The following is a 23,948-nucleotide window of genomic DNA, read 5'->3' as shown; positions in this document are numbered from 1 at the left end:
GGGTGACTTCCCTGTCCGCTGCTAGCCTCAATGCCAGACAGTTCTCAAGAGACGCGCACTCATGTCTGGATCCTCACGCCTTGCCCCCTTGTCCGGGCTCTGCCTGTTTTGTGGCCCCGCCCTGGCCGAGGGCGGCCCCCTTGCTCTGACCCACAGCGGCGTCGGCCTCTTTGCCCTCGTCATCTTCGTGCTCGCCTACCTCCTGGTGATGGCCGAAGAGTACCTGAAGCTGCGAAAATCCAAGCCGGTGCTGATCGCCGCCGGCATCATCTGGATAGCCATTGGCGTCGTCTATGCGGACGCGGGGCTGAGCCCCCTGGCCCACGAGGGGTTTAGGCAAAACCTGCTGGAATACGGGGAGTTGATGCTGTTCCTGCTGGTGGCCATGACCTACATCAACGCCATGGAGGACAGGCTGCTGTTTGCCGCCCTGCGCGCCCGCCTGGTGCGGGCCGGGCTCAGCCTGCGCACCCTGTTCTGGCTCACCGGGTTCCTGGCCTTCTTCATCTCCCCCGTAGTGGACAACCTCACCACTGCGCTCCTGATGTGCACAGTGGTGCTCAATGTGGCCAACGAGGATCGCCGCTTCATCAACCTGGCCTGCATCAACATCGTAGTGGCGGCCAATGCCGGCGGCGCCTTCAGCCCCTTCGGCGACATCACCACCCTGATGGTGTGGCAGGCGGGCAAGGTGCCCTTCGGCCAGTTCTTCGCGCTCTTCATCCCCGGCCTGCTCAACTTCCTGATCCCGGCCCTCCTGATGAGCCTGATGGTGCCGCGCCATGCCCCCAGGGTGCTGGACGAGGAGGTGACGCTCAGGCGCGGGGCCGCCACCATAGTGCTGCTCTTCCTCCTCACCATAGGGACAGCCGTCGCCTGCCATCACTTCCTGCAACTGCCCCCGGTGCTCGGCATGATGACGGGGCTGGGCTATCTGCAATTTTTCGGCTTCTACCTGCGCAAGACCCAGCCTGGTGTCCTGGCGCGAGAGCGCGCCCTCTATGAGCGCACCGGTGACGAGGCGCGGCTGCTGCGCCTCGGCTCCATAGTGCCGTTCGACGTGTTCAACAAGATTGCCAAGGCGGAGTGGGACACCCTGCTCTTCTTCTACGGGGTGGTGATGTGCGTCGGCGGGCTCAGCTTCATGGGGTATCTGGCGCTGGCGTCCCAGCTCCTCTATCAGGGGGATCCGACCCAGGCCAATGTGGTCATAGGCCTGCTCTCCTCCGTCATCGACAACATTCCGGTGATGTTCGCCGTGTTGTCGATGGAGCCGCAGATGTCGACCGGGCAGTGGCTGCTGGTGACCCTGACCACGGGGGTGGGGGGCAGCCTGCTCTCCATCGGCTCCGCCGCCGGTGTGGCCCTGATGGGGCAGGCCAGGGGCATGTATACCTTCGTTGGCCATCTCAAGTGGTTGCCTGCCATTTTGCTTGGCTATATGGTCAGCATAGGGGCGCATCTGTGGCTCAACAGCGCCCTGTTCTGAGCACCATGAAGATTGCAAGGGAAGGGACTATGGGACAACTGTTCGAGGCGCTCTCGCCGCGCCATGTGGCCTTTATCGAGGCGCAGAAGATCTATTTTGTCGGCACGGCGGCGGAGGGCACGGTCAACCTCTCCCCCAAGGGCGGGGATTCGTTGCGCATTCTCGATGCCCATACCCTGGCCTGGCTCAACCTGACCGGCAGCGGCAACGAGTCGGCGGCCCATGTGTTGCAGAACCCGCGCATGACGGTGATGTTCTGCGCCTTCGAGGGGGCGCCCATGATACTGCGGGCCTATGGTCAGGCGCGGGTGCTGCACCGGGGTGACCCGGACTGGGAGACGGCCCTGGCGCGCTTCCCGGCCAGCGTGGCGGCCCGCCAGATCTTCCTGCTCGACATTGAACGGGTCCAGACCTCCTGCGGCATGTCGGTGCCCCTGTTTGACTACCAGGGGGACAGGGAGGATCTCGCCAACTGGTCGGCCCGCCAGGGCAAGGAGGGCATAGAGGCCTACTGGCGCAAGAAGAATCAGCTGAGCCTGGATGGCGTGGAGAGCGAGATCCTGGCCCGCAGCGGCTTGCCAGCAGACGCCTGAGGAGCCGCGTCCCTGATGCAAAAAGCCCTGTCCGGTGGACAGGGCTTTTTCGTGTCGGCATCGCGGTGAGCCTAAGAGCGCGTCAGGCCGCCCTGGCACGTTTGCCGGTGAGTATCCAGTAGCTGAGCGCCGAGCCCAGGCCACAGGCGGCGATGGCGATGGCCATGGGCAGCGGCGACTCGGGGGGATTGAGGTTGACCAAAATGCCCACCACGGCGCCTATGCCAAAGCGCAGTGTGCCCGCGAGCGCCGAGGCGGTGCCCGCCGACTGGGGGAAATGGCCCATCAGGCCCGTCATGGCGTTGGCCCCCACCAGGCTGATGTGCCCGACGAAGAGCACCACTGGGATGACGATGCCCCAGAGGCCCCCGGTCTGGCTCCAGGCGTTATAGATAAGCAGGGCCCCGGCCAGCGGCAGCACAGTCAGGCCGTATTGCAGCATGCGCTCGGCGCCCACCCCCTTCACCAGACGGCTGTTGACGAAGGTGACCACCATCATCAGCAGGATATTGAGGCCAAAGAGCCAGCCGTAGTGCTCGGTCGGTACCTTGAAATACTCGATATAGACATAAGGGGAGGCGCTCAGGAAGGCGAACATGCCAGAGCTCGACAGGGCGCCGCACAGCACATAGCCCATGGCGCCGCGGTGGGAGAGCACGCCCCAGTAGTTGCGCAGCACCTGGCCAAGCTTGAGGGGCTGCCTGTGTTCGGGTTTCAGGGTTTCCTGGATCTTCCACTGCATCACCACGCAGATGAGCAGGCTCACCCCCACCAGCAGCCAGAAGATCACCCGCCAATCGCTGTGGGCGCTGATGTAGCCGCCCACCACCGGGGCCACCAGGGGGGCCAGCGTCATCACCAGGATGACGAAGGACATGGCCCGCGAAAACGCATCCTTCTCGAACAGATCTCGCAGCAGGGCATTGACCACCACGGATCCCGCCGCGCCCCCTGCGGCCTGCAGCATACGCCAGGCCAGCAGCTCCGGCAGGGAGTCGGCCATGGCGCAGCCCACCGAGGCCACGGCGAACATCGTCAGTCCCGCCAGGATCACCGGCTTGCGGCCGAAGCTGTCGGCGAGCGGCCCGTAGAACAGCTGGCCGATGGCAAAGCCGCCGAGGAAGGCGCTGATGGTGAGCTGGGCCCCGTCTATGCTGGTGGCCAGATCCCGGGCTATGGCCGGAATGGCGGGCAGGTACATGTCCACCGCGAGCGGGGTCAGGCCCGCCAGGGCGCCGAGCAGGATGAACAGGAAGCGGGGAGAGAGGGGCGTGGCTTGAGGCATAGGGTATCCGAGTCGTGGCAGGGCCGGGAAAAGGGGCGAGTGTTGAGTCTATCAGCTTTGGCAGGCTTGAGCAGGTCTATCCTGCCCCGGCCCTTGAGGTCAGATCTGCGGCGAGATCAGTGCCCCGGACGCCTTGCCCTGTGGTGGCACAGAAGCAGCAGCCAGCCCAGCCACCCGAGCAAGGAGAGGGCATTGCCTGCCCGCTCGGGCCAGCGCGCCGTCAGCCTGAGGGTGAGGCTGTGGCTGCCCGCCGGCACCCAGAGCTGCATCAGGCCCTGGGGATTGGCACCCACCGTCAGCATCAGACGCTCGTCGAGCCAGGCCTGCCAGCCGGGGTAATCATACTGGTGCAGGACCAGCCGGGTCGGCACCGCCGCCGTCACCGCCAGGGTCAGGGCCCTGGGCTGCCAGCGGTGCACTGTCCAGCTGGCGCCCGGGGGCTCGGCGCTCACCGGGGGCTGGAATTCGTCCTTCCAGGCGAGCAGGGTCGGGGCGAACATGCCCCCCGGCACCTGCCTTGGCCTGTACTCCCGGGCGCTGCGCTTGCTGTCGAACTCGAGGGCCATGGCCTCCCGGGTGGGGGCCTGGGTGAGGGGGGCGTGACGGACGTAGGCGAGGGTAGTGATCAGGGTCAGCAGGAGTGTTCCCCACCAGAGCCACTGCCAGGGGCGGTGAGTGGGGGTGCCCAGCGCCACCACGGCGACCGTGGCCAGGGTGAGGATGAGATTGAGCCGCCAGGGAAACTGCACCCGTTGCAGGGGGGGCAGCAGGCTCCAGAGGGGCTGGCTCAGGGGCAACATCATCAGGAAGGCACCCACCCCGAGCGCCCCCCAGCACAGGAGCTCGGGGTGGCGCGGCTCGCGGGCGGCGGCCCAGGCGATGAGCAGCAGGGCCAGGGTCAGCAGGCTCTGCCATGCCAGGTGGCCGCGAAAGCGCCAGTCCCCCCAGCCAGAAGGCAGGCGGTCGAGGAAGTTGCGCCGAAAGTCGAACATGCCGCCGCGCATCAGCTCCATGGAGATGGCCCCCTGATCCGCCAGGGCGGGCAGCAGCAGGGCCGCCGCCATGCAAAGCCCCAGCCCCTGAGCCCCCAGGGCTATCCAGCAGGGCGCCAGGGTGCGGGATCGCCAGGCGAACCAGAGGGCGCGCACGCTGACCAGACCCATCATCAGCAGCAGGCTGGGCAGGTGGGAGAAGGCCAGCAGCGCCAGCCCCAGGATCAGCAGGGGCAGGCCCTGGCGCAGGCCGCGATGGGCGAGATCCTGGCCAAGCAGGATGAGCGGCGCCCAGGCGAAGGCCCAGAACTCCGCCAGGGCGAAGCGGGCATAGAGATCCATGGCCAGGTGATAGGGCAGGATCAGGTAGAGCAGGCTGACCGCCAGGGCCCGGCCCGTGGGCGTGGTGGCGCGCAGCCACAGATAGGCGAACGCGCCTGAGAGCAGCAGCGCCAGGGTGGCGCTGCCGAGCAGGGGATAGATGGCCTGCTGGGCGGGGGAGCCGGGGCCGGCAAAGAGGGCGCTGACGTAGTAGGGGAGCGGGGGATAGAAGAAGAAGGTGGGGCTGCCAAAGCCGCCATTCATGGCCATCAGCCAGCGGGGATAGAGCTCCCCTTGCCACAGCTGGCGGGCAAAATAGTGGCCGGAGAGCAGGTGGTGGAACAGATCGTGCCCCTGAGTGCCCCCCTGCAGCCAGATTGGCAGCACCAGGAGCGCGCTGGCCAGCGCCAGGATCAGGGGCACCAGTGCCCACTCCTTGCCTCCCTTCATGCATCCTCTCCCTGCCACGCCCATGCGCAGTGAGTGTAGACGAGTCAGCTGGCGCAGCGACGCGTTTGGGCCAGAGTCCCGCGCCTGTCAGCGTGGTATGGCGAGCCAGAGGCCGGGTTCGGCGCCAAAGCGGGGGGCAAACCAGTGCGCCTGGTGGGGGAGCGGCATCTCGCTCTGCGCTATGGAGCTGCGGCTGAGGCGGCAGGCCCCCTGGGTGAGAGCAAGGGCCGCATCCCCCTGGTACCAGCCATCGGTCACCGGCAGGGCCGTGGTTTCCCTAAGCAGCCGTACCCCCCACTGGGTCACCAGGGCCGGGCAGGTCCGTTCGGCCAGTCGGGCGGCCTGCACCATGGCGGGCGCGGCAGGCGGGGTGAGAGTGCTCATCAGCAGCAACAGGGCCCCCAGCATGGCAGGTCGCTCGCCCCATAGCGGCAGCCTGCCCGCCAGCAGCACTATGCCGAGCAGGGTGAGGGGAGCCAGATGGCGGGGATTGTCCGGGTTCTGGCCAAACAGGGTCCAGAGCAGCAGGGCGAGCCAGTAGAGGGGCCAGAGCGGCGACAGGGCTGCGGCTTGGTCTTTTGATCTTTGCCAGAGCGGCAGTACCAGCAAGGCTCCGACAGCCAAGGGCCAGAGCGGAGTGAGCTGATCATGGAAGGTGCGGGCCCAGCTCAGCAGCCGGTCGCCGTGCGCCGCCGCCGTGTTGCCCCACAGAGTGAAGTGGCCGTCGGTAAAGCGCCGCCCCTCGCCAAAATAGGCCCAGCCATCGGCCTGCCAGACAAAGAGCAGACTTATCAGCCCTACCAAAGCGATGGGCAGCAGAAATTTGCGCCGCTCACCCTTGTGCTCTATCCCGAGCCAGAGCGGCAGCAGGGCCAGCACAAAATAGGAGGGGCGCAGGGCCAGCAGCAATCCAACCATGAGGCCTGTCAGCGCTATCCTGCGATGCTGCAAGGCCAGCAGAGCCCCGAGCCAGGCGGCGAGCGCCGGCCCGTCCGAGAGGCCGGAGAGGGCAAGTGTCGGGGTGAGCGGCAGGGCCAGCACCAGCAGCCAGACGGGGGCGAGCAGGCTTGGTCGTTGCCATATTCTCACCGCCAGCAAGGCGGTGAGCGGCGCTATCAGCGCTGTGCCCAGGAGGCTCGCCCACTGCACCGCAGCGGCTGGGTCATCCACCGCCAGATTGATCAGCCGCGCCAGCCAGATAAAGGCGGGGTAGCCCGGGAAGTGGGGGGAGAACTCCAGCACGCTAAAGCGCACCACCCCGTGGGCGAAATTCAGGGCATCGTCGGAATCGAGGGCCACAGGGAAGGTAAATAGCCAGCCCGTCCAGACCAGTTGCAGAAGGATCAGCAAGTAGGGTCGATTAGCGAAGCGTAATCGGCCGTGGTGACGCCCCCCTTCTCCCCTTGCGGGAGAAGGACCGGGGATTAGGGGGGCCGTCATCATCGATGAAATGTCATCAGAGCGGCGCCAGCACGGCCATCAGCGCTTTTTCGGCTTCTGCGAAGGCGGCAGCATCGGCGGGCTTGGCGCCCACCCCGAATACCCCAGGGTTGCCGATGGCGTCCAGCACCTTGGCCAACGCCTGTTCGGCGGCCTTGCGATCCCCTTCACCGAGGGAGGGGAGGATCAAATCGAGGAAGCGCTTGCTCTTGACCACCAGCACCTTGGCGGTCTGGTAATCGCCGAGGTTCTGCCCGGCCCCCTCGAGGCGGCGCTCGATCTCGGCCTTGTAGGCTCGGTTGAGCAAAGCGGCTGTGGCAGCGGCATCTTTCCCCTTGATGGCGGCGGCCAGGGGCGCTTGCAGTGTCACCTTGTGGTGCTCTTCCAGATAGGTCAGCTCGTCGGCAATCTCGCTCAAGGTGGCGCTGGCATCCTTGCCGTCACTGGCGGCGCCAAGCAGCGCCTCGCGGGCGTCGATCAGCGGCTCCTTGCCTGCGGCGGCGTAGGAGTATGCCTGCGCCTGGCCGCTGAGGGTCAGCAGCGGGCCCGTCAGTAGGGCGAGGGCGATCAAGCCGTGGCGTATGGTCATCCTGTTCTCCTTGTTGATTTGTCCTGACGGCATGGCGCCAGTCCTGATTCGTTGGACCCCACCCCGCTCCCAAGGGGGAGGCCGGGAGGGGGTTGTTCCTGTTGCTACGCCACGCTCTGGGTCTCGATCACTGTGTTTTCGTTGCGATGATTGAAGATGGCGTGGCGTCTGTCCACCCCGTCGATCACCATGTCAGCGGCCATCATCCCCATCTCCATGGCGGTGTCGGTGAAGATGTAGCGAAACGTCCCCTGGCGACCTGTCATGATGAGGTTGCCAATCGGCATCAGCGCCTTGATGGCTTCGTTGCGGCGGGTCTGATAGCCAAGATCCATCAGCGGATAGGCGTATTCGCTGCGGGCCTCGAAGGTCTCATCGCCAAGCCTAGCGGTATCAACGCCTAGGCTCGCGAGATCGGCGGTGACCCGACCCCGCAGCTCGGCCAGCGGCGCCTGCCAGGTGGCATCCCCCGGATTGCAGGGGATCTCCAGCATCACCGAGGTCTGGCCCTGTGGCGCCATAAAGGGGCTGCGGCGGCGCGGCTCCTGCAGGCGGGTCGCCAGAATATGGGGGTCGGAGAGGTACTGCCAGGTGTTGTCCGACAGGTTCTCCTGTTTAAGCGGCATGTTGACGAAGCGCAAGGATCGGTAGTGCAGATCGCACGGCAAGCCCAGATGCTGGCAGGTGAGCGGCAGCGGCAGGGTGGAGATCACCTGATCGAAGGATTCGCTTTGCTCAATACCCTCTTGTTGCCAATAGACCCGCTCAATGCGGCCATCGACCTGCTCGAGGCGGCTGATGGTGGCGCCTGTCTTGACCGTCACGCCCTCTGCTACCAGCCGCTCCCCCAGGGTGGTGAAGATCTGGCCGAAACCATACTTTGGATAACGGTATTTGCGGGCATAGGTGCGCACCGAGAGGTTGCCCTTGCGTCTTGGTAGCAGGCGGCGTGCCACGTCTTTCAAATCGATGAGACTGATGCGCTGACCGGCCCAGTCGGCGGAGAGTTTGTCCGGGTTGATGCCCCAGAGCTTGCCGGTGTAACCCTCGAAGAACTGGCGGTAGAGGGTGCGGCCGAAGTGGCTCTGGATCCACTCGGCAAAGCTCGCCTTGGCGAAATCGTCCGGCTTCTTGGCAAAGGGCAACAGCAGCAGATCCTTCACCGCCCCCGCCATCAGGGTTAGGGGGGCAGTCCTCAGCAGGTTGGTGAGGTTCAAGGGGTAGTCATAGGTGCGCCCGCCGAAGCGGATCACGCTCTTTCGCTCGGCGTGGAGCAAGTCGTCCCCCATCAGCTCGTCGATAAAGGCGAGCAGCTCGGGGTTCTTGGTGATAAAGCGGTGGCCGCCGTAGTCGAAGCGATAGTCACCATCGTGCCCCTTGAAGGTCTGGGTGGCGCACATGCCCCCCACCACGCTCTCCTGCTCGAACAGGGTGACCGCAAAACCGGCCTGGCACAGGCGCCAGGCGGCCATCAGACCGGCGGGACCGGCACCCAGTACCGCAATCTTCTTGTTGTTGTCGCTCATGAGTGTTCCGAAACGGCTTGATAGCTAAGGGGACCGCGCCAGGGCGCGGCCCCCGAATGGGGTTGCAACTGGGGCGGGTTTATCCCTGCACCCGAGGGCGATAGCTGCGATGCCAGAGGGTGACGAAGATGGCCAGATAGGTGGCCCAGGTCAGCAACTGCAAGCCGGCCGGTGAGGCATTGTAGCCAAACAGGGCGCGCAGGAAGGTGCCGAAGACCCCTTGATCGTCGAGGATGTGGCTGATGTTGAACACGGGCGTGGTCCAGAAGGTGATGACGTCCGCCGCCTGCAACATGTTGACGGCGGACGACAGCAGCCCCGCGGCTATGATGATGATCAGCAGCCCGGTCCAGCGGAAGAAGGGGGCCAGCGCCACCTTGCGGGTGGAGCGCAGCAGCCCCCACACCAGCACCACAGAGACCAGCAGCCCCGCCAGCGCCCCCATCAGTCCCTCGTGCAGATCCACCCCTTGCCCGGAATAGACCAGGGCGGAGAAGAAGAGCACTGTCTCAAAGCCTTCCCGCATCACGGCGAGGAAGGCGAGCAGCACCAGGCCGAACAGGTTGCCGCCGTCGACAGCGGCATCGATGCGCGCCGTCATGGCCCCCACCTGGGACTTGGCCTGTTTTTGCATCCAGATCGCCATATAGGTGAGCACCAGGGTGGCGAAGATCAGTATCCCCGCCATCAAGAGGTGGTTGTAACGTTCGCTCTCGAACTGGCTCACCACCACCTGGAACAGGAAGGCGACGACGAGGGAGGCGACAAGACCCAGCCCCACCCCCAGATAGATGAACTTGTTGTAGCGACTCGCCCCCAGCTTGGCGAGGTAGGAGAGGCAGATGCCGACCAGCAGGAAGGCTTCCAGCCCCTCGCGCAGGGTAATGAGAAAACTTGCAAACATCAGGATTGAGGCTCCGTATCGGGCGTGATGGGGAGAGGCTGCAGGGTGAGTTGCAACCGATTTAGCTGCACTATGGGTGGCTCCGGCAAGCTCGGCTCGGCGGCGCGCACCGCATCACTGACCCACTTGGGGTAGGTGCGGAAATTGAGTTTGATATCGGCCTTGAAGGGCCCTTGGGCATCTGCGGGTAGCTGCCAGGCTTCATCGCGCCAGCCATCGGCCGGGATACGGGTGTCTTCCAGGAGCTTGGCGTAACGCCAGAACTTGAGCCCCACCGGTTTGCCGTCGGCATCGCCGAATACTTTGCGGAACAAGCGCGCATCCTCGGGCACGGCGCCCTCCACCGGCTGGCCGCTGGTGAGCACTATGTTGCCGCTGGCGTCGGTGACGGTCAGCTCCAGCCAGAGTTCGCGAAAATCGGCCACCCCGGTGGGCAGGGCATGGCCTGCGCCTGTATTGGCGACCCGCACCACCAGCTGCTGCCCATCGGCAGCCTGTTCTATACGGGCTGAGAGGGTAGCGCTGGAGCGCAGCAGGGCCAGGCTCTCCTGTTCAAGGTCGGGATTGCGCAGCCCCACCAGCTGGTGCTGGGCGCCGGTGAAGTTGTGGCGATAGAGCCGTTCTTTCACTGTGCCATTTTCGGTGGACTGGCCTGCCACCGGCGCGCCGCCGTTGCCCGGCTCCGGGTTCATATGGCAGTCGATGCAGCTGCGCCGCTTGGCGGGATCCTCGGCCTTGGCGAAGCTGGAGTTCTCCCACTCGTCCCAGGTGTTGACGATATTGGCGCCTGTGCCCGGGGCAAACTCGTTGTGGCAGGATTTGCACAGGGCCGCATCCTGATAGAAATCCTTCTGGTAGGAGGCCTTGTGCATGGCGGGACGGGCGTTGATCTGCCGCTCTGCCAGCCAGTGGCGGGCGCTGCCCCCCGGGGCATCCTCGAACACATAGCTTTCGCGGTCTTTGAGGTTCACCGTGAAGGCGCTGTTGCCGCCGGCATCTTCGAGCCTTGTGATGCGATGGCAGAGCACGCAGCCTGTCCCTTCCTCCACCACGGGTTCGCCTGCCTTGTGGGCGGCAATGAGCGAGGCGCCCCCCTGCTCGAACATGTGGGAGCCCTTGGGCAGCTCAGTCTGGCCGTTCAGCACCTGCTGGGGCATGTGGCAGCCCTGGCACCACTGACCGAAGGCTTCCCCTTCGGTTTCGCGGGCCAGGGCCTGCACCACCTTGTAGTAGGGGTGGGAGTTGCCCATCAGTCTGTGGTTGCTCTCGCTCCAGTCCTTGAACGCCTCTTGGTGGCAGTTCTGGCAGGAGGCGGAGTTGAGCCACTCCTTGGGATGGGTCGTCGGCGCCTTGGCCGGATCCCTGCGCGGGGCATCGAGCCGCAGCCAGTTGGCGAGATAGGGGAGGTTGCCATCTGCGGTGACGAAGGCGTGCAGATCTTCCATCATGGCCTTCACCTCGGGCTGGGGCTTGGCGGGATCCACAGTCTCGGCCCCATCGCGACCATCGTGGCCCATGCCGCCCTGAGTCTGCTGGGTCATGCGCAGGTATTCGCCGACGAAGTCCCCCGCCACCATGTTGGCGAGGTTGGCGTGGCCGTTGATGGCGTTGTCGCCGCTCTGCTGGCGATGGGCCGCCATCAGATGGCGGTTGGTGAAGTTGAACCCGTCCAGATGGCAGGAGTTGCAGCTCATCCAGTTGTCCCCGGCCATGGGGAAGCGGGCATTGGCGGCGGTGTTGCCCAGGTTGAACAGCAGCTCGCCACGCTTGAGGGGCTCGGGGCGTGGATCCGTCTCTACCAGCTTGGCGAAGTGGGGCACATCGACAGTGACCCGGGCGAAGGGGCCGCTGCCGCCGGTGTTGAGGCGGGTGAGATCCTGCCCCATGACGTTGTGCACCAGAATGTGGTCGCCGTCTACAAACAAGTCCCGTGGGTTCTGGCCCGGCAGGTGGCGCAAGAGCTGGGTCGCCTTGGCGCCTCCCTGAAACTTCTTGCGTCTGTGCCGGTTGCTGTTGGATTTACCGCTGCGCGACAAGTCGAACACCAGCAGATCTTCCGAGCCCGCCAGGGTCAGGTAGACCCGCTTGCCATCGGCGGCGAAGCGCGCGGCGAAGGGGTTGGAGACGATCTGGCTGCGGTTGCCGACGCTTGGCAGATTGATCTGCAAGAAGAGCTGCTTTCTTTCATCCACCCGCTCTTTCTCTTCATCGAGATCTATGATGGAGACGGCCGGGAAGACGGTGCTCTGGAACTGGAAGGGGTGGTCGAAACTCCACAGCACATGAGGCAGCCAGGCTTCGCTGCCATCGGGGGAGAGGGCGATGCCGTCCAGCAGGCGTGGCAATCCCTGAGAGTCGCTCGGCGTGTCGCTATGGGTCTCGGCCAAGGTAATGAGCTTGGGCTTGGGTAAGGCGGCGCCCTTGGCGCCGTTGCCAAGCTTGGCGAGATCATAGATGGCAAGCTGGCCCGTCATGGCGTGGGTGAGCAGCAGGCGATCGTCGTTAGTCAGGGCCAGTCCACGCGGAGTCTCGGCAACGGTCACATCCAGCTGGAGCTTGCCCGAGCTGTCGTAGGCCTGCAGGCGGCCAGCCTCGAACAGCGTGACCCAGAACCAATGCCGCTTGGCATCGAAGATGATGCCGTAGGGCCTGTGGCCGGTGGGGATCGTCTTTTCCAGATCGAGATCATCATCCAGCAGCAGCAGGCGATCGCCGCTGTAGTCGGTGACCAGCAGGGTGCCGTCATCGGCGCGGGCAAGCTGGCGCAGATCGCCCCCCAGCTGCACCTCCTTGAGTCGCTTGCCGCTGCCCCGCTCGAGCAGGGTGACGGAGCCCGCGCTCTGGTTGGCCACCAGCAGGCGAGGGGCGTCGCCCTCGTCATAGGCTAGCATGGCCGTGCCCATCTCCTGGGCGCTGGCAAGGGAGCTGCCCAGCAGCATGGAGAGGGCGAGTAGGCAGGAGAAGAGCAGCTTCAACATAAGATCAGGCACGCCATTTCAGGATGGTCCAGCGCCAGGCGTGGCGCAGCACCAGGGGCGTCAACGCTAGCGCGCTCAGCCAGTGGGCCCAGCTGGCGAGGTTGCCCAGGCTGTCCCCCGGGGTGCCGTGCAGCACCAGCAACAGGCCGCTGGCGAGACAGACCAGCAGCAGGCCTTCGATGATGCGGCCCGTGGTGCGCAGAAAGGGTTTGCGGCTCTTGTTCAGCAGGCTGCGATGGGAGAGCCAGAAGGCGCCAAACAACAGGGGAAACAGGGAGAGGGAGAGCATCACATGGAGAAACAGGTTCCAGCGTGCCAGGGACCAGACAGGGGTCAGTGGCTCCCACAGCAGCAGGCCGGAGAAGAACATCAGGTAGAGGGAGCCCTCGGCGGCCTGATGGTGATAGGCCAGCCATTGCCAGAGGTGTCGCGGTGAGAGGGAAAGGCTTGTCATAGGTGCTCCAGCACCCGGGCGGTTCGGCCCGGGGCGAGCAAGTTTACAATGGGGTAAGGGTAATGAAAAGAGTTATCAATTCGGCCGCTGATGAATAGATCCTGAATGAAATCAGGGCCGGGTCACTTGTGATCCGCCAGCCGCTCCGTGATGGCGTAGATGAGGGCGGCGGTGGAGAAGGCCAGGAAGACGATGACAGACCACTTCATCTCGATCTCGTTGCCGGTGCCATCTTCCAGGAAGGCCTTGAGCACTTCGATCCCGGCTATGGTCACCAGGGAGTTGATGACGATGAGTTTGAGGGACGCAAAGTTGATCTTGCTGAGCCAGTTGTCCCCCAGGGCCGCCCGCTGCTCCGGGGTCTTGATGAACTGCACATAACCGCAGATGGCCACCAGGATCAGCATCTGGGCCACCAGCACGAAGTCCACCAGGGTGAGCACCCCTGTGATGAGATCCAGATAGTCGATCTCGATGATGTCGCGGCACAGCACATAGAGCTGCATGGCGAACTTCACCATCAAGAGGGCGACGCACACCAGGATGCAAACATAGAAGGGGAACATCATCAGCCGGCTGCCGTTGAGCATGAAGTTGAAGCGGCGCATGGGGACTCCATCGAGAGGGAAGCGAATGGCAGCCAGAATATCTGGAAAGAGGGGGGCGGGAAAGCGCCATGGCGCTCCCTCGCCCGTTCAGAGGGGGAAGGGGGGAAGCTCTCGGAACAGCCGTTGCAACCCCTCGCCCCAGGCCTTGCGTAGGGCCTGGAAGTGGGGGTTCTGCTCTGTGATGCGGTGCAGCTGTGCCGCCGAGAAGCTCCCCTCGGAATAGACGAGCGCATCCAGGGGCAGGCCCACCGAGAGGTTGCTGCGCAGGGTCGAGTCGATGGAGATGAGGGCGCACTGCATGGCGGTCTGGAGTGGCGTCTCGTACTGGATGATGCGATCTATGATGGGCTTGCCGTACTTGCTCTCCCCTATCTGGAAGTAGGGGGTGTCCGGGCCCGCCTCGATGAAGTTGCCCTCCGGGTAGATGTGGAACAGGCGGTGGCGCTCCCCCCGGATCTGGCCCCCCAGCAGTATGTTGCAGCCGAAGTTGACATGCCCCTGCTGCTGGCCCCCATCCCGGCTGATGACGGTGCGTATGGTCTGGCCTATGAGGGCCGCGACCTCGTACAGACTGGGAAGGGCAAGGAGCTCCTGCCCCTGTGCCAGCAGGCTGATGACACTCTGGGTGGTGGCCAGGTTGCCGGCGCTTTGCAGCACTATCACCCTGTCCTCCCGGGTGAAGAGGTGCAGCTTGCGGAAGGTGGCTATGTGGTCCACCCCCGCATTGGTGCGCGAGTCGGAGGCGAAGACGATGCCATCTTGCAGGCACATGGCGACGCAATAGGTCATGGCCGCGCTCCCGCCAGCACTCCCGCCAGCACTCCCTGGGCCCTCATTGCTGCTGCCCATCCAGGCGAGTGACCCGCGCCTGGCTCTGCAACTGCTCGCAGCCGCCGCCGTAGCGCACCCCGCGCACCGGGCAGGCATCCAGGTAGTCCATGCCGACCGCGAGCTTGAGGTGCTCGTTGGCGGAGCAGGTGAGGTTGGTCACATCGAAGGTGTGCCAGCGAGCCTCAATCCACACCTCGGCCCAGGCGTGCATCGCCACGTGGCTGCTGTCCTGGCTGTAGAGGTAACCGCTCACGTACCTGGCCGGCAGACCGGCGTGGCGGCAGCAGGCCAGGAAGACATGGGTGTGGTCCTGACAGACGCCGCTGCCCGAGGCGAGGGCCTCGTCGGCGCTGAAGGTGGCGTCTGTGCTGCCCGGCTGATAGGGCATGCGGGCCAGGATGCGCGCCATCAGGCCCTGCAGGTCGGCCTGGGTCGGCTCGGAGGGCAGGCACTCCTGCGCCAGGGCGCGCAGGGCCTCGCTTGGGCAGGTAAGGGTGGTGGGCCTCAGGTAGCTCAGGGGAGAGATGAGGGAGTGCTCTTCGTCCTCCTGTGCATCGTCGCGGATCTCCACCTCGCCACGGGCGCGGATGAGGATCCCCTCGTGGGGGGACTCCAGGCTCAGCACGTGCAGTATGTTGCCGTAACCGTCCGTGGTGCAGGTGGCCTCCCCCGGCAGCTCCAGCTGCCAGGAGAGGATCTGCTGGCGGGCCGTGCTGTGCGGGGTCAGGCGCAGGTACTGGGTGCTGCGGCGCACCACGTCGGCATAGTGGTAGCGGGTCTGGTGATCGATGATGAGTCTCATAATACCTCCAGGTAGGCGGCGTGGATGCTCTGGCCGATGGCGCCGATGTCGCTGAGAAAGTCCCTCAGGTACGCCTGCATGCCGAGGGCAAACACATCCTCGATGGCGCCATAGGTCAGATGGGCGTTGAGTATGGTGGTGAGGCGGCGCGGCGTCTGGCCGGCGTTGCCTTCGATCTGGGCCAGGATGTGCTCCATCTCGTCGAGGCAGGCCCGCAGGGAGCGCGGCACCTCGTTGCGCAGGATCAGCAGCTCGGCGATGGAGGCGTGGGAGAGGGTCTTGTAGAGGGTCTGGTGCGCCTCGTAGGCCCCCACCGAGCGCAGCAGGGCGTTCCAGCGGTAGAACTCGCGCACGCTGTCCTCGTCCTCCCGGATCACCTGATACTTGACGGTGAGGATGCGCGCCGTGTTGTCGGCCCGCTCGATGAAGGTGCCAAGGCGCAGGAACCAGAGCACATCCCCCCGCATCATGGTGCCGTAGGTGGCGCCACGGAACTGGTGGGATCGCTCCTTGATCCAGTCGAAGAACTCCTGGGCCTGGCCGCTGGACAGCCCCCCCTTGCGGCGCCGGCGTATCTCTATCCAGGCGGCATTGATGCTCTCCCACACCTCTCCCGGGATCTTGCCGCGCACCCCGTGGGCATTGTCCCTGGCCATGCGCAGGCAGCTGAAGATGCTGCTCGGGTTCTCCTCGTCGAAGCAGAAAAATTGCAGCAGGTTCTCCATGTTCACCTGGCCGTAGCGGGCGAGGAAGGGTTCGTGGGTGCCGCTGATGGTGAGGGGGGCCAGCAGCTCGCTGTGATCGGCGTCGATGGAGGGCATCAGCGACATGGTCTGGGTGACGTCCAGCATGCGCGCCGTGTTCTCCGCCCGCTCCAGGTGGCGGGACATCCAGTAGAGTTCGCTTGCGGTGCGGCTCAGCATGGGTTGCCCTCCATGACCCAGGTGTCCTTGGTGCCGCCGCCCTGGGAGGAGTTCACCACCAGGGAGCCCTCGGTGAGGGCGACCCGGGTCAGGCCGCCCGGCACCAGGCGCAGCTCCTGGCCGGTGAGCACGAAGGGACGCAGGTCGATGTGGCGGGGGGCTATGCCCGCCTCGACGAAGGTGGGGCAGGTGGACAGAGAGAGGGTGGGCTGGGCTATGTAGTTGTCGGGCCTAGCCTTGAGCAGCTCGCGAAAACGGGCCAGCTCCTCGCGGCTGGCGCAGGGGCCGATCAGCATGCCGTAGCCACCGGCGCCATGGACCTCCTTGACCACCAGCTCCTCCAGGTGCGCCAGCACATAGGCCAGGGCATCGGGTTCCCGGCACTGCCAGGTGGGGACGTTGTTGAGGATGGGCTCCTCCCCCAGGTAGAAGCGGATCATCTCCGGCACATAGGGGTAGATGGACTTGTCATCGGCCACCCCGGTGCCGATGGCATTGGCCAACACCACGCCGCCGGCGCGGTAGACAGAGAGCAGGCCCGGCACGCCTATGAGAGAGTCCGGGTTGAAGGCCAGGGGATCCAGGTAGTCGTCGTCGATGCGGCGATAGATGACATCCACCCGTTTCAGCCCAGTGGTGGTGCGCATCAGCACCTGACCATCCTTGACCACCAGATCCGCACTCTCCACCAGCTCCACCCCCATCTGCTGGGCGAGGAAGCTGTGCTCGAAGTAGGCGCTGTTGAAGCGGCCCGGGGTCATCACCACCACGCAGGGGTTGTCCACCGGGCTGCTCTCGCGCAGGGTCTGCAGCAAGAGAGCCGGGTAGCGCTCCACCGGTGCTATGGGCTGGTTGTGAAACAGCTCCGGGAAGAGGCGCATCATCATCTTGCGGTTCTCCAGCATGTAGGAGACCCCGGAGGGGGTGCGCAGATTGTCCTCCAGCACGTAGTAGTCACCGTCGCTGTTGCGGATGATGTCGACCCCTGTGATGTGGACATAGGTGTTGCGGTGCAGGTCGACCCCCTGCATGCAGGGCTGGTACTGGGCATTGGTGAGGATCTGGGCGGCCGGAATCACCCCCGCCTTCAGGATGCGCTGATCGTGATAGATGTCGTGCAGGAAGGCGTTGAGGGCGGTGACGCGCTGGCGGATCCCCTTGTCCAGATGCTGCCACTCCTGGGCGGGGATGATGCGGGGAATGCTGTCGAACGGGATGAGGCGCTCGGCGCCATCGCCATCCCCATAGACGTTGAAGGTGATGCCGACCCGGTGAAACAGCAGATCGGCCTCCTCACGCTTGCGTTCTATGCTCTTCTCGTCGGTCTGGTGCAGCCACGCCAGGTAGGCGTGGTAGTGATCGCGAAACTGGTTGTTGGCGAGCAACATCTCGTCGTAGCAACCGGGTCCGGGCGGCTTGATGGGTAGCATAGGCAACTCCTTGTGACGTCCCTGAGGTCAGGAATTGCAAGGGCTGTGCCAGTCAACTGAGTCGCTATGAAGGCCGATATCAGTAATTTTATACTGATAAATCAGAAGGATGAGTGCAGTGTCATCAAAGAGGAAAGGACGCTGCACCAGACTGGTACCCCAGAGAGGGTAGTCCTGCGTCATCTTGTGGCAGCGCCCCAGGCGCGATGAGCAGAGGCGGACAGGGAGGGGAGGCCGCGCAGCTTCGCCTTGCCCCGCGCTGGGGCAGGGGAAACGAAAAAGCCCAGTCCTGAGACTGGGCTTTAGAAGATGGCTCCCTCGACAGGACTTGAACCTGTGACATACGGATTAACAGTCCGCCGTTCTACCGACTGAACTACGAGGGAATTGGCTCCTCCTACTGGACTTGAACCAGTGACATACGGATTAACAGTCCGCCGTTCTACCGACTGAACTAAGGAGGAATTGCCTGTCTCGTCGAGACGGAGCGGATATTAATGATCCCCCGGACGGGTGTCAACCCGCCATTCCACGGAAAAATGGCTTTTCGGCCCGTTTGCCCAAAACTTGGGCGCTGTGGACTATTTTCAGCACAATCAGCAGCTTGAGATGGCCCCGCCGGCAGCCACGGTTGAGCTGGCCGTGAAGGCGCGCCCCGGCCTGGAGGGGGCGGGGCAATGGATAAGCCGATCATGGAGGGGGGAGGTGATGCATGTGCCTCTCGATGGGCTTGCCTCTGAGGCGTTGGGCGGGGGATGCGGGCAGATGCAGGTTCGTGATGAGTAGATAACTAAATAGAGATGGCAGGGAATATCGGCGATATACCGATTGTCGATGAGCTTGCCTCTAAGGTGATGGTCGAGGGATGCGGGGAAGATACAGGTTCGTGATGACCGGGTAACTGAAGGGATGGCTGTGAAAATCGGCGATATGCGAGCTATCGATGACAATAATGCGGGGTAATGGCCATTTCTTGATCCTGCCCATCGAATTATCGGGCCGGCTCGGGTATGGTTGCTCTGGATACCATCGCCGCGTCGACAGCTCTGCCGGCCCTTGATGATGATCGGGTGCCGGTTCACTCCGGCCTTTGTCTCCCTCTTCTGGTATTACCCTAGACATGCACAATCAAGCTTCCTTACAAGGCGTGAAGCTGGCTATCGCATTGCGCCAATCCTGCATCGATGAACCCTATAGCGTGGCGCGCTTCGGCCGCGACCTCATCGCCGGCATCACGGTCGGTATCATCGCCATTCCGCTCGCCATGGCGCTGGCCATCGCCAGCGGGGTGCCGCCCCAGCACGGCCTCTACACCGCCATCATCGCCGGCATCGTGATTGCCGTGACGGGGGGCTCGCGCTTCTCCATCTCGGGGCCGACCGCCGCCTTTGTGGTGATCCTCTATCCGGTGGCCCAGCAATTCGGGGTGGGGGGCCTGCTGATGGCAACCCTCATCTCCGGCTTCTTCCTGGTGGCCATGGGGATGGCGCGCCTCGGTCGCCTCATCGAATACATTCCGCCCTCGGTGACCCTGGGCTTCACCGGCGGCATCGCCATCGTGATCGCCACCTTGCAGATCAAGGACTTCTTCGGCCTGCACGTTCCCGAGATGCCGGAAACCTATGTCGGCAAGGTGCAGGCGCTGGCCCATGCCCTGCCCAGCTGGCAGTGGGGTGATACCCTGGTGGGGGTGGCCACCCTGGCGGTGCTGCTGCTCTGGCCCAGATTGCGGCTGCCGGTGCCGGGTCACCTGCCGGCCGTGCTGGTGGGGGTAGGCCTGGGGGTCGGCCTGCACGCCCTGGGAGTGGACGTGGCCACCATAGGCAGCAAGTTCAGCTATACCCTGGCCGATGGCACTCAGGGCATGGGGATACCCCCCATAGCGCCGACCCTGGTGATGCCCTGGGCACTGCCCGGGCCGGACGGCGCCCCCGTGGTCTGGGATCTGGCGGCCATAGAGCGGCTGCTGCCCGCCGCCTTCTCCATGGCCATGCTGGGAGCCATCGAATCCCTGCTCTGCGCCGTGGTGCTGGACGGCATGACGGGGCGCAAGCACAGCTCCAACGGCGAGCTGGTGGGGCAGGGGCTTGGCAACATACTCGCCCCCTTCTTCGGCGGCATCACGGCGACGGCCGCCATCGCCCGCTCCGCCGCCAACGTGCGGGCGGGGGCCACCTCGCCCATCTCCGGCATAGTCCATGCGCTGGTGGTGCTGGCGGCCATTCTGGTGCTGGCCCCCTGGCTCTCCTGGCTGCCGCTCTCTGCCATGGCCGCCCTGCTGCTGCTGGTGGCCTGGAACATGAGCGAGGCTCACAAGGTAGTGGATCTGGTGCGCAGGGCGCCCCGCTCGGATGTGCTGGTGCTGCTGGTCTGCCTGTCCCTCACCGTCATCTTCGACATGGTCATCGCCATCACCTTCGGGGTGATCCTGGCGTCCCTGCTGTTCATGCGTGAAATCGCCAAGATGACCCGACTGCACAACCTGGCCGAGCACGGCCGTTATGCCAGCGAAGTGCCGGCGCAGACCCTGCTCTACAAGATCAACGGTCCCCTGTTCTTTGCCGCCGCCGAGCGGGTCTTCGAGGAGCTGCTGGCCCAGGTGGGGGAGCACAAGGCGCTGATCCTGCAGATGGAGGCCGTCTCCATCCTGGACGCCGGCGGGCTCTCTGCCTTCCAGCAATTTGCCAAACGCATGGCCAAGTCGGGCGTCCAGCTGAAGGTGGCCGAGTTGCAGTTCCAGCCCCTCAAGACCCTGGCGCGGGCCAAGGTGCGTCCTGTCCCGGGTGAGCTGGAGTTCTACGGCTCGCTGGAGGAGGCTATCAGAGGGGAACATTTGCACGAAGCGGTTGAAAATTGACGTAAAGGGATAGGAAACGGCATCTTTTTGGTCAGTTGGTTCGCAAATTGAGCAAACGATAGCAAAAGATGAAAAATGAGATTGACCGGCTTGCTCCTATCCCTTACATTACGCCCCGTTCCAGCGCAGCAGCGCAACGAACCACGTGGCGATTGAACACGTTAAAAGCAGTCAAAAATTTGGTGAGGTGTCCGAGTGGCTGCCCACCGCCGAAGTCGGTAAGAAAGCGCGCGTAGCGTGCTCCGAAAGCCACTTCAAAGAAGTAAAAATTTGGTGAGGTGTCCGAGTGGCTGAAGGAGCACGCCTGGAAAGTGTGTATACGGCAACGTATCGAGGGTTCGAATCCCTCCCTCACCGCCAAATTGAAAAACCGACCTCAGGGTCGGTTTTTTGCATCTGGGGACACCGCAAACCTGATGCCCATAGAGGGAGGGTGAGAACCCTCGCCGGGTTCGAGCAGAGCAGCTTGCTGCGATGAACGGCCAACGGCCGCCCCGAAGGGGTGAGCCACGCAGTGGCGAATCATCCCTCCCTCACCGCCATATTCAAAGCCCGACCTGATGGTCGGGCTTTTTTGTTGTTGGGATCGTCATCTCCTCGGCTTCAGCGCAGGGTGGCTGTGTCTCCTCGCCGGAGACGGCAATCCGTCCGTCTCAGGCCACCTTTTCCTTCCCTATCTGCATCAGAAGATCACCCCCACCAGCCTGTCGAGCAGTGTCTCGAAGGAGAAGAGGGTGAGGAGCAGGGGCAGGAAGGGCACCACAGTCGCGAGCACCAGTTGCAGGAACATGTCCCGACTGAATGGCATGGGCCTGACCTCCTTGATGACGGCATAGGCAGTACCCAGATCGGCGAGGGACTGGATATCCGAGGCGCCGAGCAGGGATTCCCCGTCTCTGTCCGCCGTGCGCAGCCAGCGGTGCTCGAAGCTGCGGCTGTACTCGGCGGCGAGGGCGCCATATTCCCGCAGTCCCAGACGCTTGGCAGCCAGAATATGGGGGGCAAAGACCGTCAGAGGCGCCAGCACCAGTAGCAAGCCGAAGCCGGCGAGCAGAATGATCTCCGGTTTGTAGGCGGTGAGTACGGCGGCGTCATAGAAGATCCGGTTGGCGATAAAGCCGGCCAGCTGGGCCCCCAGAGCTGTCAGCAGCGGCGAGTAGGCGTAGGCCGAGCCCCCAAGAAAGCCGAGGCCGCAGTTGCGATCGGGATGGGTCGGCATGAGGGAGAGGGGGATCCGGGAGACCTGCCAGAGGAAGCGGGTCCAGATCAGGAGCCGGTAGAGCCAGCGCAGGAGCAGAAACTGGATGATGGGGTTGCTCACCCAGAAAAACCAGAAACCGGGCAGGGTCAGGGTCGGGCTACCCCCTTCCATGGTGGCGTACCAGGTCGAGGACTCCAGGACGAAGGTGTGGGTCCGGATGAAGTACCCCATAGAGAGGACCAGCAGGATAAGCCCGACCTCCGCGGGGATCGAATTTCGCCAGATCATGGCGCTGCGAATGGCGTCATGAAAGCGTGGCAAGGAGAGCGGCGAGATCAACCCCCGTTCGATGAACTGGCTGACGATCCCCCGGATGCGCTGGTGGACGACGAGTTCGGCGAACACCAGCAAGGAGACGCAGATGAGAAAGCGGACATGGGTCTCTACGTCCAGCAGAAAGGGCACCGCCACCCCTTGCAGCAGGCTGCCGTCCCACCCGCACAGCAACAACAGGGGCAGCCAGCAGATCCCGCTCAGGACGAGGATCCGTCGCCTGATGTGCGCCTCTATGTCACCAAGATGCGCCCGGCTCCACAGCTGATAGAGGGGGCCCCCCAGGATCAGGGAGAAGTTGCTGGGATCGGACAGGGGAGGGCTGAGGGGATCGGGCGGGGTGACAGGCCTGTGATGCGACATGATTGGACCACCTTGCTGTGCGACAAATGTGCTATCCGACCGCCACCGGCTACCCTTGCCACCAGGGTGGAAGGGGAGGCTGCTGCATGCCGGGATTCGGGCTTGGAGTCATGAGTGCACCATGACGGATCCTCTGAGCTCAGCCTCTTTGCTGGCTGAAAACCCCATATGAAAACAGGATTAGCAGAGGAAAATGACTGCCGTGACGGCGGGTTCCACCGCAATGCCCCTGAGCCAAGCCCCATGGCTATAGGTATAGCGTTTGCCATGGACTGGCGATGTGATCTGCCCACGACAATTTTACCCTTGGGGAGCGCCAGCTTTCCCGATGATGGCTGGTATGGCTCCTTGCCTCAGGGCCGAGCCGTGTCAGAGAAAGAGGGGCGGCGATGGGTGAGATAACGGCAAGAGGATCCATGTATTCATCGCTGATGGCAGTATCACATGCTGGTGTGGGCAATATCTTGCCGCAATGGTGGGGTTAAATGCTGTCATTGCAATAAATGCCAGCGATAGACTCTGGATGCGCAAGGCGTTGCGGCATGCCGATGGGGGTGCGGACAAAAAATAACTTCAAGCTTTTGTTTTATAACAAAAAAATGAATTGGCATGGTCACTGCTAATGGTTTCGGTTGAGTGTCATTACCGTTCAACCCATCAGGAGCAAATCCATGCCAACTCCATGTTATATCAGCATCGAAGGTAAAACCCAGGGCAACATCACCGCCGGTGCCTTCACCTCCGACTCCGTCGGCAACATCTTCGTGCAGGGTCACGAAGACGAGATGCTGGTGCAAGAGTTCCAGCACGTCGTCACAGTCCCGACCGACCCGCAATCCGGTCAGCCTGCGGGCCAACGTGTCCACAAGCCGTTCAAGTTTACCGTGGCCCTGAACAAGGCCGTGCCGCTGATGTACAACTCCCTGGCCTCCGGCGAGATGCTGCCGAAAGTGACCCTGAAGTGGTACCGCACCTCGGTGGAAGGCAAGCAGGAGCACTTCTTCTCTACCGTGCTGACCGATGCCACCATAGTCGACATCGACTGCCAGATGCCCCACTGCCAGGATCCGGCCAACGCCGACTTCACCCAGCTGATCCAGGTCTCCCTGGCCTACCGCAAGATCGACTGGGAACACACTGTAGCCGGTACCTCGGGTGCCGACGACTGGCGTGCCCCCATCGAGGCTTGATGCCATGAGGGAGCACTCGACCGGGTGCTCCCTTTTATGAATCAGACAAGGAGGCAGCATGCCAAGAGAGTCGTTCTATCCCGATACCAATGAACCGCACATCCACCTGCACAGAGGGGGGGCCACCTTCACCGACATTGGCCACAGCCATAGAACCCTGGTGCGGGGCTCTTTGGTGTATCGCGGCACTCTGCAAGAGGTGCTCGCCGAGCTGCAAAGACGCGGTGATGCCCGCAGCCTCCAGATGGCGCAATACATCCAGGCCAATCTGGCGTGACCTCGAAGGCCGGGATGCCGGCCTGCTTGTGACTCCCACTCAATAACGCCCTGTCTGTTTTTCTTCTGCTCGTTTGCAGCTGTGAGCGAGCACAAGAAAGATCTCGACTGAA

19 protein-coding genes, 3 tRNA genes and 1 other RNA gene are annotated in these 23,948 nt (G+C 63.8%); 7 read left to right on the top strand and 16 right to left on the bottom strand.

The window, feature by feature from the left end; all coding sequences use genetic code 11:
- The first annotated feature begins 61 nt into the window (after positions 1-61).
- Positions 62-1,489: a sodium:proton antiporter NhaD gene (gene nhaD, locus ACF2JD_RS01195; RefSeq protein WP_395948625.1), complete on the top strand. Its 1,428-nt coding sequence runs from the start codon at positions 62-64 to the stop codon at positions 1,487-1,489.
- Between the two features lie 29 nt (positions 1,490-1,518).
- Positions 1,519-2,082, top strand: a complete 564-nt coding sequence (locus ACF2JD_RS01190; protein ID WP_290028566.1) for a pyridoxamine 5'-phosphate oxidase family protein — start codon at positions 1,519-1,521, stop codon at positions 2,080-2,082.
- 82 nt (positions 2,083-2,164) lie between these two features.
- Here the strand turns inward: ACF2JD_RS01190 and ACF2JD_RS01185 are convergent, their stop codons facing one another.
- From ACF2JD_RS01185 to ACF2JD_RS01115, 15 genes are all read right to left on the bottom strand, one after another.
- Positions 2,165-3,367 carry a Bcr/CflA family multidrug efflux MFS transporter gene (locus ACF2JD_RS01185; RefSeq protein ID WP_395948624.1) on the bottom strand — a complete coding sequence of 401 codons (1,203 nt, stop codon included), beginning with the start codon at positions 3,365-3,367 and terminating at the stop codon, positions 2,165-2,167.
- Between the two features lie 116 nt (positions 3,368-3,483).
- A complete protein-coding gene (locus tag ACF2JD_RS01180) occupies positions 3,484-5,130 on the bottom strand; it encodes a hypothetical protein (RefSeq protein ID WP_440986589.1) in 1,647 nt (548 codons plus the stop codon).
- A gap of 87 nt (positions 5,131-5,217) precedes the next feature.
- On the bottom strand, positions 5,218-6,480 hold the full coding sequence (locus ACF2JD_RS01175) for a hypothetical protein (protein WP_440986588.1): 1,263 nt from the start codon (positions 6,478-6,480) through the stop codon (positions 5,218-5,220).
- A gap of 106 nt (positions 6,481-6,586) precedes the next feature.
- Positions 6,587-7,159 (bottom strand): hypothetical protein, encoded by a 573-nt coding sequence (locus ACF2JD_RS01170; protein WP_440986867.1) that lies wholly within the window; start codon positions 7,157-7,159, stop codon positions 6,587-6,589.
- Between the two features lie 104 nt (positions 7,160-7,263).
- Positions 7,264-8,685 (bottom strand): NAD(P)/FAD-dependent oxidoreductase, encoded by a 1,422-nt coding sequence (locus ACF2JD_RS01165; RefSeq protein WP_440986587.1) that lies wholly within the window; start codon positions 8,683-8,685, stop codon positions 7,264-7,266.
- A gap of 79 nt (positions 8,686-8,764) precedes the next feature.
- Positions 8,765-9,589 (bottom strand): FTR1 family iron permease, encoded by an 825-nt coding sequence (locus ACF2JD_RS01160; RefSeq protein WP_290071383.1) that lies wholly within the window; start codon positions 9,587-9,589, stop codon positions 8,765-8,767.
- The gene (locus tag ACF2JD_RS01155; RefSeq protein WP_440986586.1) at positions 9,589-12,567 is read right to left on the bottom strand and encodes a YncE family protein; all 2,979 of its coding nucleotides are present in this window, start codon (positions 12,565-12,567) and stop codon (positions 9,589-9,591) included. Before ACF2JD_RS01155 ends, ACF2JD_RS01160 begins: the two co-directional genes overlap by 1 nt.
- Positions 12,568-12,571: 4 nt before the next feature.
- A complete protein-coding gene (locus ACF2JD_RS01150) occupies positions 12,572-13,021 on the bottom strand; it encodes a hypothetical protein (RefSeq protein WP_139746347.1) in 450 nt (149 codons plus the stop codon).
- A 122-nt stretch (positions 13,022-13,143) separates the two neighbouring features.
- Positions 13,144-13,629 carry a YqhA family protein gene (locus ACF2JD_RS01145; protein WP_106887087.1) on the bottom strand — a complete coding sequence of 162 codons (486 nt, stop codon included), beginning with the start codon at positions 13,627-13,629 and terminating at the stop codon, positions 13,144-13,146.
- A gap of 87 nt (positions 13,630-13,716) precedes the next feature.
- Entirely contained in the window at positions 13,717-14,418 is a 702-nt protein-coding gene (locus tag ACF2JD_RS01140; protein WP_440986585.1) for a peptidase, read from the bottom strand.
- Positions 14,419-14,461: 43 nt separating this feature from the next.
- Positions 14,462-15,262, bottom strand: a complete 801-nt coding sequence (locus tag ACF2JD_RS01135) for a transglutaminase family protein (protein ID WP_042648101.1) — start codon at positions 15,260-15,262, stop codon at positions 14,462-14,464.
- A complete protein-coding gene (locus ACF2JD_RS01130; protein ID WP_289975158.1) occupies positions 15,259-16,185 on the bottom strand; it encodes an alpha-E domain-containing protein in 927 nt (308 codons plus the stop codon). The genes ACF2JD_RS01135 and ACF2JD_RS01130 overlap by 4 nt, the downstream gene beginning before the upstream one ends.
- Positions 16,179-17,615: a circularly permuted type 2 ATP-grasp protein gene (locus tag ACF2JD_RS01125; protein WP_163137298.1), complete on the bottom strand. Its 1,437-nt coding sequence runs from the start codon at positions 17,613-17,615 to the stop codon at positions 16,179-16,181. The genes ACF2JD_RS01130 and ACF2JD_RS01125 overlap by 7 nt, the downstream gene beginning before the upstream one ends.
- 310 nt (positions 17,616-17,925) lie before the next feature.
- A tRNA-Asn gene (locus tag ACF2JD_RS01120) sits at positions 17,926-18,001 on the bottom strand.
- A gap of 2 nt (positions 18,002-18,003) precedes the next feature.
- Positions 18,004-18,079, bottom strand: a tRNA-Asn gene (locus ACF2JD_RS01115).
- Between the two features lie 656 nt (positions 18,080-18,735).
- Here ACF2JD_RS01115 and dauA point away from each other — a divergent pair.
- The 3 genes from dauA to ACF2JD_RS01100 all read left to right on the top strand — a co-directional run bounded on the left by dauA (position 18,736) and on the right by ACF2JD_RS01100 (position 21,014).
- Positions 18,736-20,472: a C4-dicarboxylic acid transporter DauA gene (gene dauA / locus ACF2JD_RS01110; protein WP_163149127.1), complete on the top strand. Its 1,737-nt coding sequence runs from the start codon at positions 18,736-18,738 to the stop codon at positions 20,470-20,472.
- 272 nt (positions 20,473-20,744) lie between these two features.
- Positions 20,745-20,832: transfer RNA gene (locus ACF2JD_RS01105), tRNA-Ser, on the top strand.
- A gap of 53 nt (positions 20,833-20,885) precedes the next feature.
- A non-coding RNA gene (locus tag ACF2JD_RS01100) (RtT sRNA) lies at positions 20,886-21,014 on the top strand.
- 140 nt (positions 21,015-21,154) lie between these two features.
- Here ACF2JD_RS01100 and ACF2JD_RS01095 read toward each other — a convergent pair.
- A complete protein-coding gene (locus tag ACF2JD_RS01095; RefSeq protein WP_139746076.1) occupies positions 21,155-22,369 on the bottom strand; it encodes a hypothetical protein in 1,215 nt (404 codons plus the stop codon).
- A 671-nt stretch (positions 22,370-23,040) separates the two neighbouring features.
- Between ACF2JD_RS01095 and hcp1 the strand changes: the two genes are divergently transcribed.
- Both hcp1 and ACF2JD_RS01085 read left to right on the top strand, forming a co-directional pair.
- Entirely contained in the window at positions 23,041-23,559 is a 519-nt protein-coding gene (hcp1, locus tag ACF2JD_RS01090; protein ID WP_025326621.1) for a type VI secretion system effector Hcp1, read from the top strand.
- A gap of 58 nt (positions 23,560-23,617) precedes the next feature.
- Complete coding sequence (locus tag ACF2JD_RS01085) at positions 23,618-23,836, top strand: hypothetical protein (protein ID WP_139746077.1); 219 nt, start codon at positions 23,618-23,620, stop codon at positions 23,834-23,836.
- Positions 23,837-23,948: the final 112 nt, after the last annotated feature.

It is taken from the genome of Aeromonas ichthyocola (assembly GCF_046087985.1).
Classification (GTDB): domain Bacteria; phylum Pseudomonadota; class Gammaproteobacteria; order Enterobacterales; family Aeromonadaceae; genus Aeromonas; species Aeromonas rivipollensis.
The sequence above is the reverse complement of the archived record's forward strand: the minus strand, read 5'-3'. Positions and strand labels throughout refer to the sequence as shown.

Bases quoted from the DNA above. Each gene is read 5' to 3' on its own strand.
- nhaD (WP_395948625.1), top strand. From the start codon at position 62: ATGTCTGGATCCTCACGCCTTGCCCCCTTGTCCGGGCTCTGCCTGTTT.
- ACF2JD_RS01190 (WP_290028566.1), top strand. From the start codon at position 1,519: ATGGGACAACTGTTCGAGGCGCTCTCGCCGCGCCATGTGGCCTTTATC.
- ACF2JD_RS01185 (WP_395948624.1), bottom strand. From the start codon at position 3,367: ATGCCTCAAGCCACGCCCCTCTCTCCCCGCTTCCTGTTCATCCTGCTC.
- ACF2JD_RS01180 (WP_440986589.1), bottom strand. From the start codon at position 5,130: ATGAAGGGAGGCAAGGAGTGGGCACTGGTGCCCCTGATCCTGGCGCTG.
- ACF2JD_RS01170 (WP_440986867.1), bottom strand. From the start codon at position 7,159: ATGACCATACGCCACGGCTTGATCGCCCTCGCCCTACTGACGGGCCCG.
- ACF2JD_RS01165 (WP_440986587.1), bottom strand. From the start codon at position 8,685: ATGAGCGACAACAACAAGAAGATTGCGGTACTGGGTGCCGGTCCCGCC.
- ACF2JD_RS01160 (WP_290071383.1), bottom strand. From the start codon at position 9,589: ATGTTTGCAAGTTTTCTCATTACCCTGCGCGAGGGGCTGGAAGCCTTC.
- ACF2JD_RS01155 (WP_440986586.1), bottom strand. From the start codon at position 12,567: ATGTTGAAGCTGCTCTTCTCCTGCCTACTCGCCCTCTCCATGCTGCTG.
- ACF2JD_RS01150 (WP_139746347.1), bottom strand. From the start codon at position 13,021: ATGACAAGCCTTTCCCTCTCACCGCGACACCTCTGGCAATGGCTGGCC.
- ACF2JD_RS01145 (WP_106887087.1), bottom strand. From the start codon at position 13,629: ATGCGCCGCTTCAACTTCATGCTCAACGGCAGCCGGCTGATGATGTTC.
- ACF2JD_RS01140 (WP_440986585.1), bottom strand. From the start codon at position 14,418: ATGACCTATTGCGTCGCCATGTGCCTGCAAGATGGCATCGTCTTCGCC.
- ACF2JD_RS01135 (WP_042648101.1), bottom strand. From the start codon at position 15,262: ATGAGACTCATCATCGATCACCAGACCCGCTACCACTATGCCGACGTG.
- ACF2JD_RS01130 (WP_289975158.1), bottom strand. From the start codon at position 16,185: ATGCTGAGCCGCACCGCAAGCGAACTCTACTGGATGTCCCGCCACCTG.
- ACF2JD_RS01125 (WP_163137298.1), bottom strand. From the start codon at position 17,615: ATGCTACCCATCAAGCCGCCCGGACCCGGTTGCTACGACGAGATGTTG.
- dauA (WP_163149127.1), top strand. From the start codon at position 18,736: ATGCACAATCAAGCTTCCTTACAAGGCGTGAAGCTGGCTATCGCATTG.
- ACF2JD_RS01095 (WP_139746076.1), bottom strand. From the start codon at position 22,369: ATGTCGCATCACAGGCCTGTCACCCCGCCCGATCCCCTCAGCCCTCCC.
- hcp1 (WP_025326621.1), top strand. From the start codon at position 23,041: ATGCCAACTCCATGTTATATCAGCATCGAAGGTAAAACCCAGGGCAAC.
- ACF2JD_RS01085 (WP_139746077.1), top strand. From the start codon at position 23,618: ATGCCAAGAGAGTCGTTCTATCCCGATACCAATGAACCGCACATCCAC.